At 33.9% G+C, this 17,492-nt stretch carries 15 protein-coding genes and 1 pseudogene; 3 read left to right on the forward strand and 13 right to left on the reverse strand.

Going from position 1 to position 17,492, the window contains the following annotated elements; genetic code table 11:
• Positions 1-198: 198 nt before the first annotated feature.
• On the forward strand, positions 199-1,698 hold the full coding sequence (locus tag JV528_RS03545) for a serine hydrolase domain-containing protein (protein ID WP_204254805.1): 1,500 nt from the start codon (positions 199-201) through the stop codon (positions 1,696-1,698).
• Between the two features lie 106 nt (positions 1,699-1,804).
• Here JV528_RS03545 and JV528_RS03550 read toward each other — a convergent pair whose 3' ends face one another.
• The 10 genes and pseudogenes from JV528_RS03550 to JV528_RS03595 all read right to left on the reverse strand — a co-directional run bounded on the left by JV528_RS03550 (position 1,805) and on the right by JV528_RS03595 (position 10,614).
• Positions 1,805-2,656, reverse strand: a complete 852-nt coding sequence (locus tag JV528_RS03550) for an NAD-dependent epimerase/dehydratase family protein (RefSeq protein ID WP_000034506.1) — start codon at positions 2,654-2,656, stop codon at positions 1,805-1,807.
• 323 nt (positions 2,657-2,979) lie between these two features.
• Entirely contained in the window at positions 2,980-3,915 is a 936-nt protein-coding gene (locus JV528_RS03555; RefSeq protein ID WP_204177294.1) for a 2-dehydropantoate 2-reductase, read from the reverse strand.
• Between the two features lie 225 nt (positions 3,916-4,140).
• The gene (locus JV528_RS03560) at positions 4,141-5,541 is read right to left on the reverse strand and encodes an MFS transporter (protein ID WP_000381272.1); all 1,401 of its coding nucleotides are present in this window, start codon (positions 5,539-5,541) and stop codon (positions 4,141-4,143) included.
• Between the two features lie 292 nt (positions 5,542-5,833).
• Complete coding sequence (locus JV528_RS03565; protein WP_204177295.1) at positions 5,834-6,529, reverse strand: ABC transporter permease; 696 nt, start codon at positions 6,527-6,529, stop codon at positions 5,834-5,836.
• Complete coding sequence (locus tag JV528_RS03570; RefSeq protein WP_000721557.1) at positions 6,529-7,470, reverse strand: osmoprotectant ABC transporter substrate-binding protein; 942 nt, start codon at positions 7,468-7,470, stop codon at positions 6,529-6,531. The genes JV528_RS03565 and JV528_RS03570 overlap by 1 nt, the downstream gene beginning before the upstream one ends.
• Positions 7,471-7,486: 16 nt before the next feature.
• Positions 7,487-8,122: an ABC transporter permease gene (locus JV528_RS03575; protein WP_000569113.1), complete on the reverse strand. Its 636-nt coding sequence runs from the start codon at positions 8,120-8,122 to the stop codon at positions 7,487-7,489.
• Positions 8,119-9,345 (reverse strand): betaine/proline/choline family ABC transporter ATP-binding protein, encoded by a 1,227-nt coding sequence (locus tag JV528_RS03580; RefSeq protein WP_000948978.1) that lies wholly within the window; start codon positions 9,343-9,345, stop codon positions 8,119-8,121. The genes JV528_RS03575 and JV528_RS03580 overlap by 4 nt, the downstream gene beginning before the upstream one ends.
• Before the next feature lie 326 nt (positions 9,346-9,671).
• Complete coding sequence (locus JV528_RS03585) at positions 9,672-9,791, reverse strand: hypothetical protein (protein ID WP_001806496.1); 120 nt, start codon at positions 9,789-9,791, stop codon at positions 9,672-9,674.
• A 79-nt stretch (positions 9,792-9,870) separates the two neighbouring features.
• Positions 9,871-9,980, reverse strand: a pseudogene (locus JV528_RS03590) (hypothetical protein).
• Positions 9,981-10,014: 34 nt separating this feature from the next.
• Positions 10,015-10,614, reverse strand: coding sequence for a YdeI/OmpD-associated family protein (locus JV528_RS03595; protein ID WP_001291480.1), 600 nt, complete (start codon positions 10,612-10,614; stop codon positions 10,015-10,017).
• 179 nt (positions 10,615-10,793) lie between these two features.
• On the opposite strand from JV528_RS03595, the gene JV528_RS03600 reads away from it, so the two are divergent.
• Positions 10,794-12,431 (forward strand): APC family permease, encoded by a 1,638-nt coding sequence (locus tag JV528_RS03600; RefSeq protein ID WP_204177297.1) that lies wholly within the window; start codon positions 10,794-10,796, stop codon positions 12,429-12,431.
• Positions 12,432-12,737: 306 nt separating this feature from the next.
• On the forward strand, positions 12,738-14,090 hold the full coding sequence (locus JV528_RS03605) for a carboxylesterase family protein (protein WP_000700915.1): 1,353 nt from the start codon (positions 12,738-12,740) through the stop codon (positions 14,088-14,090).
• Positions 14,091-14,151: 61 nt separating this feature from the next.
• Here JV528_RS03605 and JV528_RS03610 read toward each other — a convergent pair whose 3' ends face one another.
• The 3 genes from JV528_RS03610 to JV528_RS03620 form a co-directional block, all read right to left on the reverse strand.
• Positions 14,152-15,339: an MFS transporter gene (locus tag JV528_RS03610; RefSeq protein WP_204254806.1), complete on the reverse strand. Its 1,188-nt coding sequence runs from the start codon at positions 15,337-15,339 to the stop codon at positions 14,152-14,154.
• A 394-nt stretch (positions 15,340-15,733) separates the two neighbouring features.
• Entirely contained in the window at positions 15,734-16,510 is a 777-nt protein-coding gene (locus JV528_RS03615; protein WP_000072151.1) for an ABC transporter permease, read from the reverse strand.
• Positions 16,503-17,165 carry an ABC transporter ATP-binding protein gene (locus tag JV528_RS03620; protein WP_000923508.1) on the reverse strand — a complete coding sequence of 221 codons (663 nt, stop codon included), beginning with the start codon at positions 17,163-17,165 and terminating at the stop codon, positions 16,503-16,505. Before JV528_RS03620 ends, JV528_RS03615 begins: the two co-directional genes overlap by 8 nt.
• Between the last annotated feature and the right edge of the window lie 327 nt (positions 17,166-17,492).

Consider the following 17,492-nt stretch of genomic DNA (forward strand, 5'->3'; position numbering starts at 1 on the left):
TATCACTATACGCCTATCTTTCCAAAAAGTATAGAGAGTTAATTAATATTTTTTATGTAATTATACACCTATTAACATATAAGGTGTCAAAAATAATGGTAAATATACCTCTTTAATTAATTTATTCAATAGAACTGGTATAATAAAATAAATCTCATTAGGCACTTAAGTAAATTTAACATATAAAAAGGAACGTTTATGACTACTAAAAAACTGTATTTTCTATCCATTTCTATTATCATTTTAGTCGCCATTTCAATTGCTATATATATAACATTTAATAGCAATACGAAGACACGGTTAACCAATGATTCGCAACAACAAATAGATACAATTATCGAGCATGATTTACAAAAGGGACATATTCCTGGAGCATCAATTTTAATAGTAAAAAATGGCAAAGTTTTTTTAAATAAAGGTTATGGTTATCAAGATGTTGATAAAAAAGTCAAAGCTTCTCCCACAACAAAGTATGAAATTGCTTCTAATACGAAAGCTTTCACAGGTCTTGCAATTTTAAAATTAGCTCAAGAAGGTCGATTAAACTTAAATGATGCCGTATCCAAACATGTGCCTCATTTTAAAATGAACTATAATGGTCAAAATGAAACTATTACGATTAAGCAACTTTTGGCTCAAACAAGTGGTATACCTAGTGATATTACAAGCGAAGACTCCGTAACAAATAAAAATAATCGTTTAAATGATGTAACCCGTGCAATTATGGGTGATGAATTACATCATAAGCCCGGAGAAGAATTTGAATACTCAAATATGAACTATGATTTATTAGGTTTAATTATCCAAAACGTTACGAAGCAATCCTATACAAAATATATTACAAATTCATGGCTCAAGCCTTTGCATATGACACATACATCATTCAAACAAACTAATAATAAATCAAAACATGATGCTATTGGCTACGAATTACAAGGTTCGACACCTGTCGTCTCTAAACCTGAATTTAACCTTTGGGATACACCATCAGCATATATGATGACATCAACTGAAGATTTGGAACATTGGATAAAATTCCAACTTAATCCACCTGATAAATACAAATCATTAGTTCAACAATCACATAAAAATTTATCATCAACAATTGGTGAACCTAATGCCAATGCATATGCTTCCGGCTGGTTTACCAATAATGATGAACATTTAGTGTTTCATTCAGGGACGCTCGATAACTTTTCATCATTTATTTTACTAAATCCAAAACAAAATTATGGAATTGTTGTGCTTGCAAATTTAAATTCGGAATATGTACCCAAATTAGTTGAGCATCTTAACACACAAATTGTAAATCACAAGCGATATTCGACAGTTGCGTCTATGCTCAATCAATATAAAGATCAATTTAATATTGTTACCGTTTTGATGACAACACTTATTTTATTAGCATTTATATTCTCAGCTTATCGTGCTTGGCAAATGCGTCACGGGAAAATCATCCTGCGCAAATCAAAACTTACCACATTTTTAAGTTGGCTAACTTTATGTTTATGTATCGCTATAGCACTCATATTATATGCATTACCATATCTCATTCTCGGTAGCAATAACTGGTCTTTTGTACTAACTTGGCTGCCAATAAAAATTAAATTAACGTTAACTACAACATTTATTGCATTATTCAGTATGTTAATTACAATTCTGTTAGTACTACATACAACGACAATTAAGAAACCATAAAAAAGACTTGTTCAATCGCCCATCAATCCGCAACATACATATTTATGTATGAGGATTAGCGATTTGAACAAGTCTTCATTATTAACATGCTATATGCAGAAACCGATTATTTAATTGGATTCATGCCATCTTTCCAAGTTTTATAAATCAGAGTACCACCTTGTGCTTTAAACTTCTCATTGCTTACGCCACGTTCAAATGGTTGCGCAGGTTGAATATCAATATTTGGTTCAACACCAAGTTGTTCTTTATACCATTCTGCAAATTCAGAACCTTTAACAGGTGCATCATCTGCTACATTATAAATACCATTTTCAAAATGAATAGCTTGAATAGATGTTTCAACTGCATCATCAAGATGCACAAATGATGTTACACCATCTGAAAGTGTCACTTGACCATCCATAAATTGATTATAAATCATGCCATCTTTTCCGTACCAAGTACCTGGGCCATATAACCAACCAAAACGTAAAACAACGTATTCATCCATACGAGCCGTTTCTTCTTCTAGACCAACCACACCATCAACCGTTACTTTTCTATCACCAGTTGAGTTAAAATCAAGTGAAGTTTCCTCATTTGCTAATCCTTCGCCAGGTTCATACATAAAGGCAATACTTTGGGCAATTACTTTCTTAACGTCATGCTTTTTCGCCGCATCAATTAAGTTTTTAGAACCTTCAATACGTACTTTCGTATTTGCTGCCATATCAACATTTTTTAAATCCGTAATTTGGTTGATAATGATTTCTGGTTTAAAATCTGCCAACGCTTGATCAATAGTATCAGCTTTTAATATATCACCAATATATGCTTTTACATTAACAGCAGCTAGCTTTTGTTGACCATTCTCAGATGTAGTAAAACCAGCAACCTCATGCCCCTCTTCTTTTAGTCTTTGAACTAATTTAATGCCAATAAGGCCCGTTGCACCAGTTACAAAAATTTTACTCATTATAAACACCTTTTCTCTATTTGTCTTTTTGATATAATTACTTGCTTGATGAGTGTACAAAATTCACATGAGACTTCCAAATGATTTGCCTCAAAATTTTTCAAAGTGTCGTCGTAAAAACTGTCTAACAAATGCTAGTAGTATGTCGTAGACCTATGACAAATCTGAATTATGACGAAGATCAATCAAGAAAAACAGCACCAAGATCATTTCAATTTGAAAGTACCTTACTGCTGTTCTTTATTTATTACATTTCAATTTTAATAATGACCGTAATTATCACGTGATTGTCATTTCCTGGCAATCATACCTAAAAACACTAATTAATCCTGTGCATGTCGCTGACTTTCTTTAGTATGAATTAAATCAGTAATAAAGCGATTGACTGGCGCTTCAATATGACGTTGTTTACCTAATGTTGCAACTGCACCATTAATATAATCAATTTCAGTTTTTCTATTATTAACAACTAAATCTTGATACATGGATGGATAATGCGCACCAACTTTTTCATTTAAATCAACTAAATATTCAAATACTTCATCAACATTTAAATGAACATTATCAATCGTCGCTACATGCACTATTTCTTGCGTTAATTTATAAATCAAACACTTCGCATAACTACTTTCATTCAGTGATGCCATATTACACTCCAACACTGTGCTTAATGCATTTGCCGTACCATTAACACAAATCTTTTTCCAAATCGATTGATATAAATCTTTACTAATGACACCATTCAATTCCGCTTCGTTAAGTAAATCAGCAACTGTTATAACATTTTCTTTACCTTCATCAACTAGTTCACCTATTTCAACTGGTCCACTACCAAGTAAATGACTGTGTCCAGGGCTTTCAAGACCTGCCGTCCAAGTCGTAACACCTCTGACAATTTGTGATTGAGCAACATACTGCGCAATGACTTCTTCATGCTTCAAACCATTCATCGTACATACGACAATCGTTTCATTATCAATATGTGGCTTCATAGCTTCCATCACTTCTTTTAATTGCATAGACTTTGGAAATAGAAAGACAACATCGTAAATGCTTTCGTCCGGTTGATCATTAAAATGATACATCGGAATGTTTAACTCGAATGCCTCTCCATTAATCGTTATATTTAATCCATGTTGCTTAACCGCTTCAACATGAGATGTATATCCGTCAATAAGTGTGACATCATATCCCGCTTGAAATATTTTGGCACCAAAGCCACTACCTAGTGCACCCGATCCAGCAATTGCAATTTTCATCCTATAAACCCCTCTTCATCGTTGTTGTTCATTTTTAAAATACTACTTTCGCATATTAGCGTCAATTTGAAAATCATTCGCTTAATATACACACAGCTTTTATCGTCTATAAAAGAACACACCTAACATTAAACGTCAATACGCAACATTAAGTGTGTATGATATACATACTTTCACAAAATTTCCTTTAAAATCCCTACATAATAACTTGCTTTCATTTCAGTTTTACAAATTCGTTTGATTTTTAGGAACTAATAGTAAAATGACTAAAAATGCAACAATTGCTAGCAAGGCATTAAACATCATACCTGTGAAACCACCTAAGTTCAAATTTAAATTAGCTGCTAACACAGTATAAACCGTACCAGATACTGCTACTCCAAATGCATTTCCTAATGATGACGCCATTTTATATACGCCTGAAGCAACACCCGACTTATCATCTGGCGCACTAGCAACTGCTGTATCAGTTGATGGTGTAGCATATAATCCTAAACCAGTACCAAATAATAAATATCCAACTATACTAGATACGATATACCACATTTCTGGTAAAAATGTTAACGACAATAAGATTAACCCAATCACTGTAAAGCCACTTCCTAGTAATAGCGGGCGTTTCGGACCATGTTGAGATAAAATCTTTTCACCTACACGAATCATTGATAACACTGCTATTAAATACGTTAATGAAATATAACCCGTTTGCGAAGAATTAAATCCTAATTGTTGTTGATAATATGTGTTAATGACGATAAGTGCACCACCTGCTACACCATTTAATAAGAAGTTTGAAATAGTTGCACCACTGTACCCTCTATTTTTAAAAATTGAAAAATCAACAAGTGGATGCTTTATTTTATTTTCGTAATATACAAAACCAACTAATGAACAGATAAACACTACAATTAAACCTAGAATTAACGGTGAAACTAAACCAAAATTAGACGTCTGTGTGATGATTACATTTAAACTTAACATTGTCACTACTAAAATGACTAACCCGATAACGTCAAACTTTTTAGCTTCTGCTTTCATACCTTTGATTGGTTCTGCCTTAGTCTCAGGTGCATGTTTGATTAAGTACATTGCTAATAATGTTAATAGAATTGAAACAACAAATATTGAACGCCAACCTATATATGTAGCCATTAAGCCACCAAACAACGTACAAATACCACTACCACCCCAAGAACCAATAGACCAATAGCTTAAGGCACGTTGTCTTCTTGTACCAATATAATATTCGTTAATAATAGCAAGTGTGGATGGCATAATACATGCTGCAGACAAACCTTGAATTATTCTACCTATAATTAAAAATGCTGGCAAAGGTGTAATAATGATGAGTAATGAACCTACAACATTTAATATCAATCCTACATAAGTAATTTTGACGCGACCAAATTTATCAGCAACATCACCAGCACCTACGATAAACAAACCAGCAAATAAGGCAGATAAGCTAACAGCGATATTTATCGTTCCAACGTCACTACTATATGTTGATTGTAATGGGACAACAAGATTAACAAGTGACTGCGCGAATAGCCAAAAGGTAATAACCCCTAAAACGATACCCAAAAGCAATCGGTTGTCACCTCTAAATTGTTTTGATGTGTCCATGAATTAGATAAGCCTCCTATGTTTAAGAAAAACAAATTTTTAATATGATATATTAAGAAACAATATCATAAATTTGCAGAAAATTATAAATAAAACATCTCATTTTTTAGTATTTTTACAATAATTAACGCTTTTTACCCAAAAACTTTCGTGATAATAATTGCTATTTTAGTGTAAACGCATACAAATACAACCTATAAAACGGCTACTCAAAGATTATTTGAGCTCCTTGAGTAGCCTCATTTTTATAAACCATGAAACGGAATCGCTAAATTATAAACATCTTCTACGATTACATATTAATACTTTGCGGCCGATGATTAGATTGATTTTTTCGATGTCGTGTCGTTGGGTCTAATCGTTTTTCTAAAAATCTCAATAGGACATCAATGATGATTGCAATGATAGCAATCGGAATCGCACCTGCTAAAATAAACGTTGTGCCATCCGTCGCATTTGTACCACGAATCACAATGTCACCAAGCGTAGGTGCTCCTATAAATGATCCAACGGCAACAACACCTATCGCAACAACCAAAGCAATACGAATGCCACCGATAATAACCGAAACAGATAACGGTAATTCAATCATTCGTAGCACTTGATTGCGTGTCATTCCCATACCTTTGCCAGCATCCTTAATATTCGCATCAACACTAGCTATACCAGTATAAGTATTTTTTATAATTGGAAGTAACGCATATAAAAACACTGTTAAAACTACTGTTTCTGAGCCTAAGCCCATGACTAACATTAAAATAGCTAACATTGCAATGACTGGAACTGTTTGAATTATATTTGCAATTGTAATTACAAATCCAGAAAGTTTTGTGTATCTTGCAAGCAAGATCCCCAATGGAATACCAATTAAAGCTGCAAAAAGTACACCATAGACAGACATTAATAAGTGTTTGAAAAATAAATCCCATAGATAGCCAAAGTTCGTAACATAATAATTGAATAATTGCTGTAATAAATTACCTTCCATTACTTATGACCACCTTTCTGTTTATCAAAATAGTGGTGTTTTTTCAAAAATTCTTCTGCGACGACAGCAGGTTCTTTACCTTTACCATCCGCTTCATAATTCAAGCGCTGCATCTCTGAAGTTGAAATCTTTCCAGTCAACTTATTAATCGTCGTTTTAAGTTCTGGGTGTTGGCGTAATAATTCATTTGTTGCAACAGCACTCGCAGCATAAGGTGGGAAAAATTGTTTATCATCTTTAAGTACTTTCAAATCATACGCGGCAATTCGACCATCTGTAGAATAACCTAATGCAACGTCTAACTTCTCTGAGTTTAATGCGTCGTAGACTAGACCTATTTGCATTGGTCTCACTGTACCAAAGTCGAAACCATACTCTTTTTTAAACCCTTCATAGCCATCGCCTTTACGATTCATCCATGAACTATCCATACCTAAACGTAAATCTTTACTATGCTTTGCTAAATCTGAAACTGTCTCTAAATGATATTTTTTAGCAGTTTCCTTCGTTACCATGAATGCATACGTATTCGCAAAACCATACGAATCAAAAAACGTTTGATCAAATTTCTTTTTAAATCCTTGTTGTGTGGCTATCATTGCTTTCTTAGGATCTTTGATTGGTGCTTCCTTTAAAACTCCCGTTAAATCTGTGCCATTATATCTAACACCTGATATATTAGCATCCCCATTAATTAAGGCATTATGTTGAATCGTACTTGACCCTAAATTATTTACTAATGTTGGCTTTATCTTGCCATGTGTATCATGCTCTATTAACAACCGTAACATATGTGAAATAATTTGCGATTCGCTTGTTGATAATGCTGTAATTTTGACATCATTTTTCGTGCTCTTACTACCTAGTCCGGGCAAACTACATCCAGATAACACAGTAAGCGATAAGACAAGCACGACAAGTATATATTTAATTTTCTTCATTATCTTAGCCTCCTAATTATCCAGATACTTTTAAGCCTTTGGGAACTACCCATTTTTCAACTAAAGCTAATAAGGCATCAACACCTAATGCTAGTGCAGTAACGAGTACCGTTGCAGTTACAATCATCAGTGGATCATATAAATTTAAACCATTGAAAATGAAATCACCTAATCCACCCGCACCTACATAACTTGCAAGTGTAGCCCAACTAATTACATACACAGATGACAAACGAATGCCACCAATGATAAGCGGTAAGGCTAATGGCAATTCCACATCTTTCATCAATTGAAATTGCGTCATTCCCATACTTTTTCCAGCTTCTTTAATGTTGCTATCAATATTTTGAACACCGAGTACCGTGTTATTTAAAATAGGTAATAATACATAAATAAATAGCGCTACAATTGCAGGCGTTTTACCAACACCAAAAATCGGTATCATAATAGCAAGTACAGCTAGTGTTGGAATAGTTTGTAACACACCTGCCACAGTTAATATAATATTGGCAGTTCGCTTTGTTTTTGATAATAAAATGCCTATAGGTACTGCAACAATGATGGCAAGTAATAATGCCACTATAGAAATATAAAAATGTTCCAGTGTTTTCGACATCAACTGTCCACCATGTTCATGTAGGAACTCGATCATGATTTATCATCTCCTATGTCACGTACTTTGACATTAGTAGTGTGTTGCTCATGCACTTTTGAGGACGCAGTGTCTTCCCCCACATGTTCCGTTTGCACTGCATCCTCACTATCGCCCCAAATCGTGTCATATACAATATCAACAACATTGGCACGCGTAATCAGTCCTACTAAACGTTGCTTATCATCTACGACAGGTACATTCCTAACGTTTCTTTTTAAAATCGTACGTACAGAATCTTGTAACTTAGAATCAATTTGAACGGTATAAATATGTTGTTGCATGGTATCTCGTAAACTTTTGTGTCCACGTATACCCTGATTTATATCTTCAATGTCTAAGAAACCTAGTAAATGGTTATTACTATCTACTACAAAAATAGTATCAACACGTTTTTGTCTCATAATATGAACGGCGTCATTCAGTGTTGCTTCTGCTTGTATCGTGATTGGTTTAATCATTACACCTTCTACAGTCTTGTCATTGGGACGGTCTTGAATCAGTCTATTTTGTCCTATAAAATCACGTACAAAATCATTTGCGGGATGTCTTAAAATATTGTCTGGTGTATCAAATTGCACCACCTTCCCTTCTGACATAATACAAATTTTGTCTGCTAATTTAATCGCTTCATCCATATCATGTGTTACAAAGATAAACGTCTTGCCTAATTTTCGTTGTAACGTTTTAACTAAATCTTGTAACGTATCTCTCGTAATAGGATCCAATGCACCAAAAGGTTCATCCATTAAAATAATATCTTGTTCGGCCGCAAGTGCTCTTACGACACCGATACGTTGTTGTTGCCCACCTGATAGTTCTGCTGGATAACGCTCTAAAAATGACTCCGGTAAATCCACAAGTTTAATTAATTCCTTTGCACGTTTATCCTTTTCTTCTTTAGTCCATTTCAACAATTTGGGTACCAACACAATATTCTCTTTAATCGTCATATGAGGCATTAAGCCAATTTGTTGAATAACATAGCCAATATTTCTACGTAATTCGACAGGATTCATACTCCGAACGTCTTTACCATCAATTTCAATTTGTCCTTCTGTCGCTTCAATCATACGGTTTATCATTCTTAAAGCAGTCGTTTTGCCACTTCCACTGGTTCCAATAAATGCGATAAATTCCCCAGATTGAATATCTAAAGAGATGTCATCTACTGCCTTTTTATTACCAGAATAAATTTTCGTTAAATGCTTAATACTTAACATAATCATTTCTCCTTCCTCATAAAAAATATGACGAATGATACGCATAAAATAAAAAGACCATCATCGCAATTGTTAAACAAATAGAGTCATAAGTTAAACAAGTACACATCATGGTCTTGATTATGTAGAATTTTATATTTTTCATCTGTAATGTGAATACTTAACAGTAAACGGCGCTATGTATGTTGAATTTCTACCGATTACTTTGTTTGCACATTCGTATATTCGACATTTAAAACTAACATACTCTATATGATGTTATTAAACATTATTATTTTATCTTTTGCAACTAAATAGATAACTCATATTTTTCAAAAGCGAATTTATTATCGCTCAATTGGTTGTTTTATAGCAAAAAAGTGTCGAAAATGTGAAATATTATCGCAAAAGTCGAATTTTTGTAATAATGCACACGCATCCATTGTTACAGGCGGACAAACGCCCATCCGCCACCCACAAAGTCATCCTTATATTTTAATATCTTCATCATTCATTGTAGACACCCTTGCCTTTTGCTAACAGTTCCTACTCCCAAGCCTGTAACGGAATTCCACCGTCAAAGTGTTGCCCATGACAGGCACACCTAAAAAACAACCAACAGCATGAGCCATTGGTTGTTTCGTGTCATCTTGTATGTTGTTGTATAACCGGTATGCTTTTACTCATTAATTACTTATCATGCATCCCTTTACCTTCTAGTATTTGGTTAATATACTTTTCAACACGCTTTTGTCTTGTTTCACTGCGTTTAGCTTGTCCAATATGATATATATATTGATGTTGTCTGCCTGGCGTTAATTTATAAAATGACGACTCTAGCTGTGGCATTTCTTCGAACTTAGCTTCTAACTCTTTAGGAATAACATATTCCTCTGTTTTCTTCATTTCAACTTTTTTACCAGCTTTTTCAGCTTTAATTGCTTCAGCTAGATAATATTTAATTTCTTCGGTACGTGCTTGAATCTCTGTTAAATTTTCAAATCGTAACTGACGAGCTGCTTGCACCTTTTCAGTCTGTTGAATGAGTGTATGATATTTATCCTCCAAAATGGCACCTTTATGAAATAATAGTGCAACATAATTTTTGAAGCCATGGATAAGTACTACATTTTTATTATTCAGCGTGTAACAAGGATGCATCCATTTATACGCTTCCTCTAATTCTGTTTCATTAAAGATTAACGCTCTCAAATATTTATATTCTTCTTGCCATTGACTCTCTTTATTTAAAAATGCCTCAACTTGTTCATTCGGTTGTTTCTCACTCATAGTCATCACTTCCATTTTATTTTTCAATACACATTGTATTATATATCCTAATTTTATAAAAAACTAATTTTACAAATGCTTTTGTATTCTTACAAAAAATGCATTTGACTATTATTATAATAAGCGTATAATTGTCGCATATTATTTTTTGTATTTTTGGCAATAACGAAGGAGTATTTATGAATAAAGACAAGCAATTGCACAACGACAAAATCAATCTATCCCAATTAGTCTTATTAGGGTTAGGTTCTTTAATAGGATCTGGTTGGCTATTTGGTGCGTGGGAAGCATCATCAATAGCTGGACCAGCAGCTATCATATCATGGGTTCTTGGATTCCTAGTCATTAGAACCATTGCCTATAACTACATTGAAATCGGCACAATGTTTCCTCAATCAGGTGGCATGAGTAACTATGCCCAGTATACACATGGCTCATTATTAGGCTTTATTGCTGCTTGGGCGAATTGGGTGTCTTTGGTGACAATAATACCTATCGAAGCTGTGTCAGCTGTTCAATATATGAGTTCTTGGCCGTGGCATTGGGCGAAACCAATGAAACATTTAATGGAAAATGGCTCTATTAGCACATACGGATTGCTAGCTGTATATCTCATCATTGTTATTTTTTCATTATTAAACTATTGGTCCGTAAAACTTTTAACATCATTTACGAGTTTAATTTCTGTATTTAAATTAGGCATACCCATGTTAACCATCATCATGTTGATGTTATCAGGATTCGACACTTCAAATTACGGCCATTCGGCAAGCACATTTATGCCTTACGGAAGTGCACCGATTTTTGCTGCAACAACAGCATCAGGGATTATTTTTTCATTCAATTCATTCCAGACAATTATTAATATGGGTTCAGAAATTAAAAATCCTGAAAAAAATATCGCAAGAGGCATCGCTATCTCACTGTCAATCAGTGCAGTGTTGTACATCATTTTACAAAGTACGTTTATCACTTCTATGCCTCAATCAATGTTACAACATAGTGGATGGAATGGCATCAACTTCAATTCACCATTTGCTGATTTAGCTATCTTATTAGGAATTAATTGGCTCGCAATTTTACTATATATTGAAGCTTTTGTATCACCATTCGGTACTGGCGTGTCATTTGTCGCCGTTACAGGTCGAGTTTTACGAGCAATGGAGAAAAATGGACATATCCCTAAATTTCTTGGGAAGATGAATGAAAAATATCATATTCCACGTGTAGCAATCATCTTTAATGCCATCATTAGTATGATTATGGTTACGTTATTTAGAGATTGGGGTACGCTAGCAGCAGTTATTTCTACTGCAACTTTAGTAGCCTATTTAACTGGCCCAACGACAGTGATTGCATTAAGAAAAATGGGACCAACAATGACTCGTCCATTTAGAGCAAAAATTTTAAAAGTAATGGCACCATTATCATTTGTATTAGCTTCATTAGCTATATATTGGGCAATGTGGCCAACAACGGCTGAAGTTATTTTAATCATTATACTTGGATTACCAATCTACTTCTTCTATGAATATCGTATGAATTGGCGTAATACAAAGAAACAAATTGGTGGTAGCTTATGGATTATTGTATATTTAATCGTGTTATCAATACTGTCATTTATAGGAAGCAAAGAATTTAAAGGCTTAAATATGATTCACTATCCATTTGACTTTATCGTTATTATTATTGTGGCACTTATCTTCTATTACATCGGTACAACGAGTTCATTTGAAAGCGTCTATTTCCGTCGCGCAACACGAATCAATACAAAGATGCGTGAGTCACTAAATAATGAATCAAAGTCATCTCATTAAATAATTTAAAATGCAGTGCCATATATGATTTCAACACACACATTAACCAACCATTGATTTCAACATCTTGGTTGGTTTTTTATTTTGAAAATGGGTTATAAATAACTAACATAACAAGATGGCGAGAGTGATATTGTAATGAAATGTCACTGTAGAAGAACATCATATAATGCTGAAAATGGTTTGAGTTAAAACAGATATCAAGCTCGTCTGATTCAGTCACAAATTTGTCTTGTTATACTTGTCACCTATCATCTATAGACCGTGGTATGATTAAATTGGGGATGATAAAGGAGGTTAATAAATATGAAGATTAATACTACAGGTGGTCAAATTCATGGTATTACACAAGATGGTTTAGATATCTTCTTAGGCATTCCTTATGCAGAACCACCAGTTCATGACAATCGCTTTAAACATTCTACGTTAAAAACACAATGGTCAGAGCCAATTGATGCAACTGAAATACAACCCATCCCACCGCAACCAGACAACAAATTAGAAGATTTTTTCTCCTCACAATCTACAACTTTTACTGAACATGAAGACTGTTTATATTTAAATATTTGGAAACAACATAATGATCAGACGAAGAAACCTGTCATCATTTATTTTTATGGTGGTAGTTTTGAAAATGGTCATGGCACAGCCGAACTCTATCAACCGGCACATTTAGTACAAAATAACGACATTATCGTTATTACATGCAATTATCGTTTAGGTGCATTAGGATATTTAGACTGGTCATATTTTAATAAAGATTTTCATTCCAATAATGGACTTTCAGATCAAATCAATGTCATAAAATGGGTGCATCAATTTATTGAATCCTTCGGTGGCGACGCTAATAACATTACTTTAATGGGTCAGTCTGCAGGCAGTATGAGCATTTTGACTTTACTTAAAATACCTGACATTGAGCCATACTTCCATAAAGTCGTTCTGCTAAGTGGCGCACTACGATTAGACACCCTTGAGAGTGCACGCAATAAAGCACAACATTTCCAAAAATTGATGCTCGATTATTTAGATACAGGTGATGTTACATCATTATCGACAGATGATATTCTTATGCTGATGGAGAAGCTAAAACAATCTCGAGGACCTTCTAAAGGGCTTGATTTAATATATGCGCCTATTAAAACAGATTATATACAAAATAATTATCCAACAACGAAACCAATTTTTGCATGTTATACAAAAGATGAAGGCGATATTTATATTACTAGTGAACAGAAAAAATTATCGCCGCAACGCTTTATCGACATTATGGAATTAAATGATATTCCTTTAAAATACGAAGATGTTCAGACGGCGAAGCAACAATCTTTAGCGATTACACATTGTTATTTCAAACAGCCGATGAAGCAATTTTTACAACAACTCAATATACAAGATTCAAACGCAAAACTATGGCTTGCTGAATTTGCATGGCATGATACTTCTAGCGCACACTATCGCAGTGCTTACCATATTCTAGATATGGTATTTTGGTTCGGAAACTTACAAATATTAGCAGCACATCAATATCCAACAACTGCTCACCTTAAATTTTTAAGTCGACAAATGCAAAATGATTTAGCTAATTTTGCTAAAAGCGGTAAAATGCCTTGGCCGATGTATCATAATGAACGTCGCTATTATCGCACATATCAATAACGTTATCGCATCTAAAAAAGCACACCTGAATTTGATAGCAGGCGTGCTTTTCATATGAGAATTATGATGATTTAAATGTTTTAGCATAATGATTATTTTTCAATGTGAAAACAACGATTAATCCTAATGCGCCAATGATGGCACTCGTATACGTGATAGCTTGAACAGAAACATGTGTCATGACCAAGCCTCCAATAATGCCTCCAACACCAATACCAGCGTTTAAACTAGACATGTTCCAGCTCATTACTTGGCTTGTGTCGCCTTCAACATGTTGAATCACACCGCTTTGCACTGCTGGATTAGTACTCCATTGCATGATATTCCAAATAAATAGTCCTGCTAACAATAGACCTGAACCAGGTAAGATTAAATTCATAAGTAACATCATGACGATAAAAATAGAAACAGAAATCATTAACCAACGCTTACTTGTAATTTTATCGGAGAATATACCACCTAATGATGTTCCAATAACGCCAGCGATTCCATTTACTAGAAGTGCTAATGAAACGAATGACATATCATGACCATTAGATAAAATAAGTGGATTTATAAAGACGAATGTCACTGAGTTTGCAATCAATACTAAAAACGTAATAATTAAATATTTTGCTACTTCAGCAGGTCTTAATATTTTCGAAGTAACATGATTTTCATGAGATGGTGCCTCATGATTCACAGGGCCTCGTTGTATTTCCTGATCCTTCGGTAAATAGATCATCATTAAGAAGCCAACAATAATACTCACAATAATTAAGAATAGAAATGTATAGCGCCAACCTACTAAATCGCCGATAACCGTTCCAATTGGTACACCAAAAACATTGGCACCACTAAACCCTGTATATACAAGTCCAATCATTTTGCCACGATTTTTAGGTGCTGATAACATCGCTGTAATAGCTAATACTTTTACGATAATTAGTGCTGCTGCTGCAAATGAGATAATTCTACCAACTACTAATATTGAAAAATTTGGCGCTACAGCAATAATGCCATTACCAATGATAAATATAAGTAATGTCCATAATAATACAGGCCTTGATGAAAAACGGTTCGTTAATTTAACAAGAATAGGTCCACATATCGCAAATGTTAAAGCGTACATTGTCACTAATTGACCAACGACAGCTTCTGATACATGTAAGTCCTGACTCATCAAGTTCATAATTCCTGCAACCATCATTTCAACCATTCCTACGATAAAAATACTTAAAATGAATGTAAATAGTCGCATGATTGACATTTTAAAACTCCTTTCAACAAAATTTCCGATATTCATTTCCCTTAGAATAACGATTTATTAAAAAATGTGTGCAACACAATTTTATATATAACCATTCTATTATATAATATTTTGCTTTAATTTTCTGTGCTTAATTGGAAAATTATTGAAATTGTTTTTCAGTATTTGAAAAATTAACACAAGTATGTCATTTAATAATTATGTATAATTACTTCAGTTTCAACAATGACTCCAAAAAAGCACGCACGCTTTATATGTCAGAACAGATAACTGACTACAAAGTATGCGTGCCTTTATGAATATTTTCGCTGAGCTAAATAATAGCATTACTATATGTGCGCGTCACTTCTTTTCCAATTAAAACTAATGCCTAAATCTGATGCGGTAAAATCTATCATGACTCACTCTTAACATCCGTATTTCGTGCTACTAATTGATGTCTTGCATTGAAAAATTGACCATAGCTTAAATATGTCGCAATCAAAGCAGACATAATGGTCGCAGTTGTATGAATAAACACGACTAACAATTGAAATTTAATCGCTTGTAAAGGTGGTACGCCACCAATAATTAAGCCTGTCATCATACCAGGAATCGACACAAGCCCATATGTTTTAACCGAATCAATTGTTGGCACTATAGCTAAACGAATACTTTCACGTATTGCACCTTTAGAAGCCAATTTAGGTGTAGCTGCAAGTGATAATTTAGATTCAATATTAGTACCATCTTGTACGAATGCACGATCTAAATTTTGGTAAGCTAAATTAATTGCAATCAAGCCATTATTAGCAAGCATGCCGCCGATAGGGATAACTTCATTGGCTGTAAATTGGATGGCCCCTGTCGCAATGGTACCTGCAAGCGGTAATGCCGTTCCAACAAAGATAGCCACAAAGGAAATCAAAAAGACATGGTGCATGACAGGTGATGATCGACTAATCGTATTCCATGATGCGTTGACAATAATGACAAATACACATAATACTAATAGCCATTTGTCATTAATTTTAAAAATATAGTGCAGTAAGAATCCTAAAATGATTAATTGTACGACCGCACGTAGTGTCGCCACAATCAAATCTTTAATAATATGTAGACCTTCTTTATAAGAAATAATAATTGGAATAACTAATAGCAATGCCGTCAGTCCTAATGCTGTATTACTCATGTTGGTTCAACTCCTCTGTATTAGAAATTTGACCATCAACAATGGTTATACGCTTTTGAAAGTGTCGCATACTTTGGTCATCGCTGTGGGTAATCCACATAATTGCCACGCCTTGATCTGCTAATTTAAAAATGATATTTTCTATTTTTTCTTTATTATTAATATCTAACGCACTTGTTGATTCATCTAATAGAAGGATGTCTGGGGTATACATTAATTGGCGTGCAATCGCGATCCTTTGACGCTCGCCACCTGACATATGTTCTATTTTAGAACTTAATTGATAGTGTCCTAAACCTACATCTTTAATTAATTGCTTAGCACGTTTCTTATCAAATTTATCATTACGCGCAAGAGACGGAAAAATCATATTATCTTCAATCGTTTCACCAAACAAATCGCTTTGTTGCATCAAATAGCTAATGTGTCGGCGTAATATTTCTGGTTCGTAATCATCATATGGTTTACCTTTAAAGTAAAGTGTTCCACTGGTTGGGCTAATTAAATTACATATTAATTTTTGAAATGTACTTTTACCACTACCTGAAGGACCAATAATTGCAATGGTTTCACCTTTATCTACTTTTAAATTAATATGATTTAGTATGACTCTATCACTTGCGTCATATACTAAATCTTTTATCTCTAACAACATATTTACCCCTCCTCGTATCATGAGTTATTTCGATATAATAGGGTATTCCTTTTCTTGAATAGTGTGCTATACCTATAAGTCGACCTAGTCAATGCTTATTACCCCTTAAAATCGCTCTAATAAGACATATCAAATATAGTATTCCCATTTTTGAAAAATTTAGTGCCATTTCATTCCGGAAAATTTTTTAATATTTATGTCAAAATTGAAGTACACTGCAGTGATTTATTCTCACTTTTTAAAAATAAAAAGCCTTTAACATGATATCTCATGCTAACTAAGCATCTAACTTAGTTCTTGCATGACATCATATTAAAGACTTTCTTT

The organism is Staphylococcus sp. GDB20D11A (assembly GCF_016893255.1).
Classification (GTDB): domain Bacteria; phylum Bacillota; class Bacilli; order Staphylococcales; family Staphylococcaceae; genus Staphylococcus; species Staphylococcus aureus.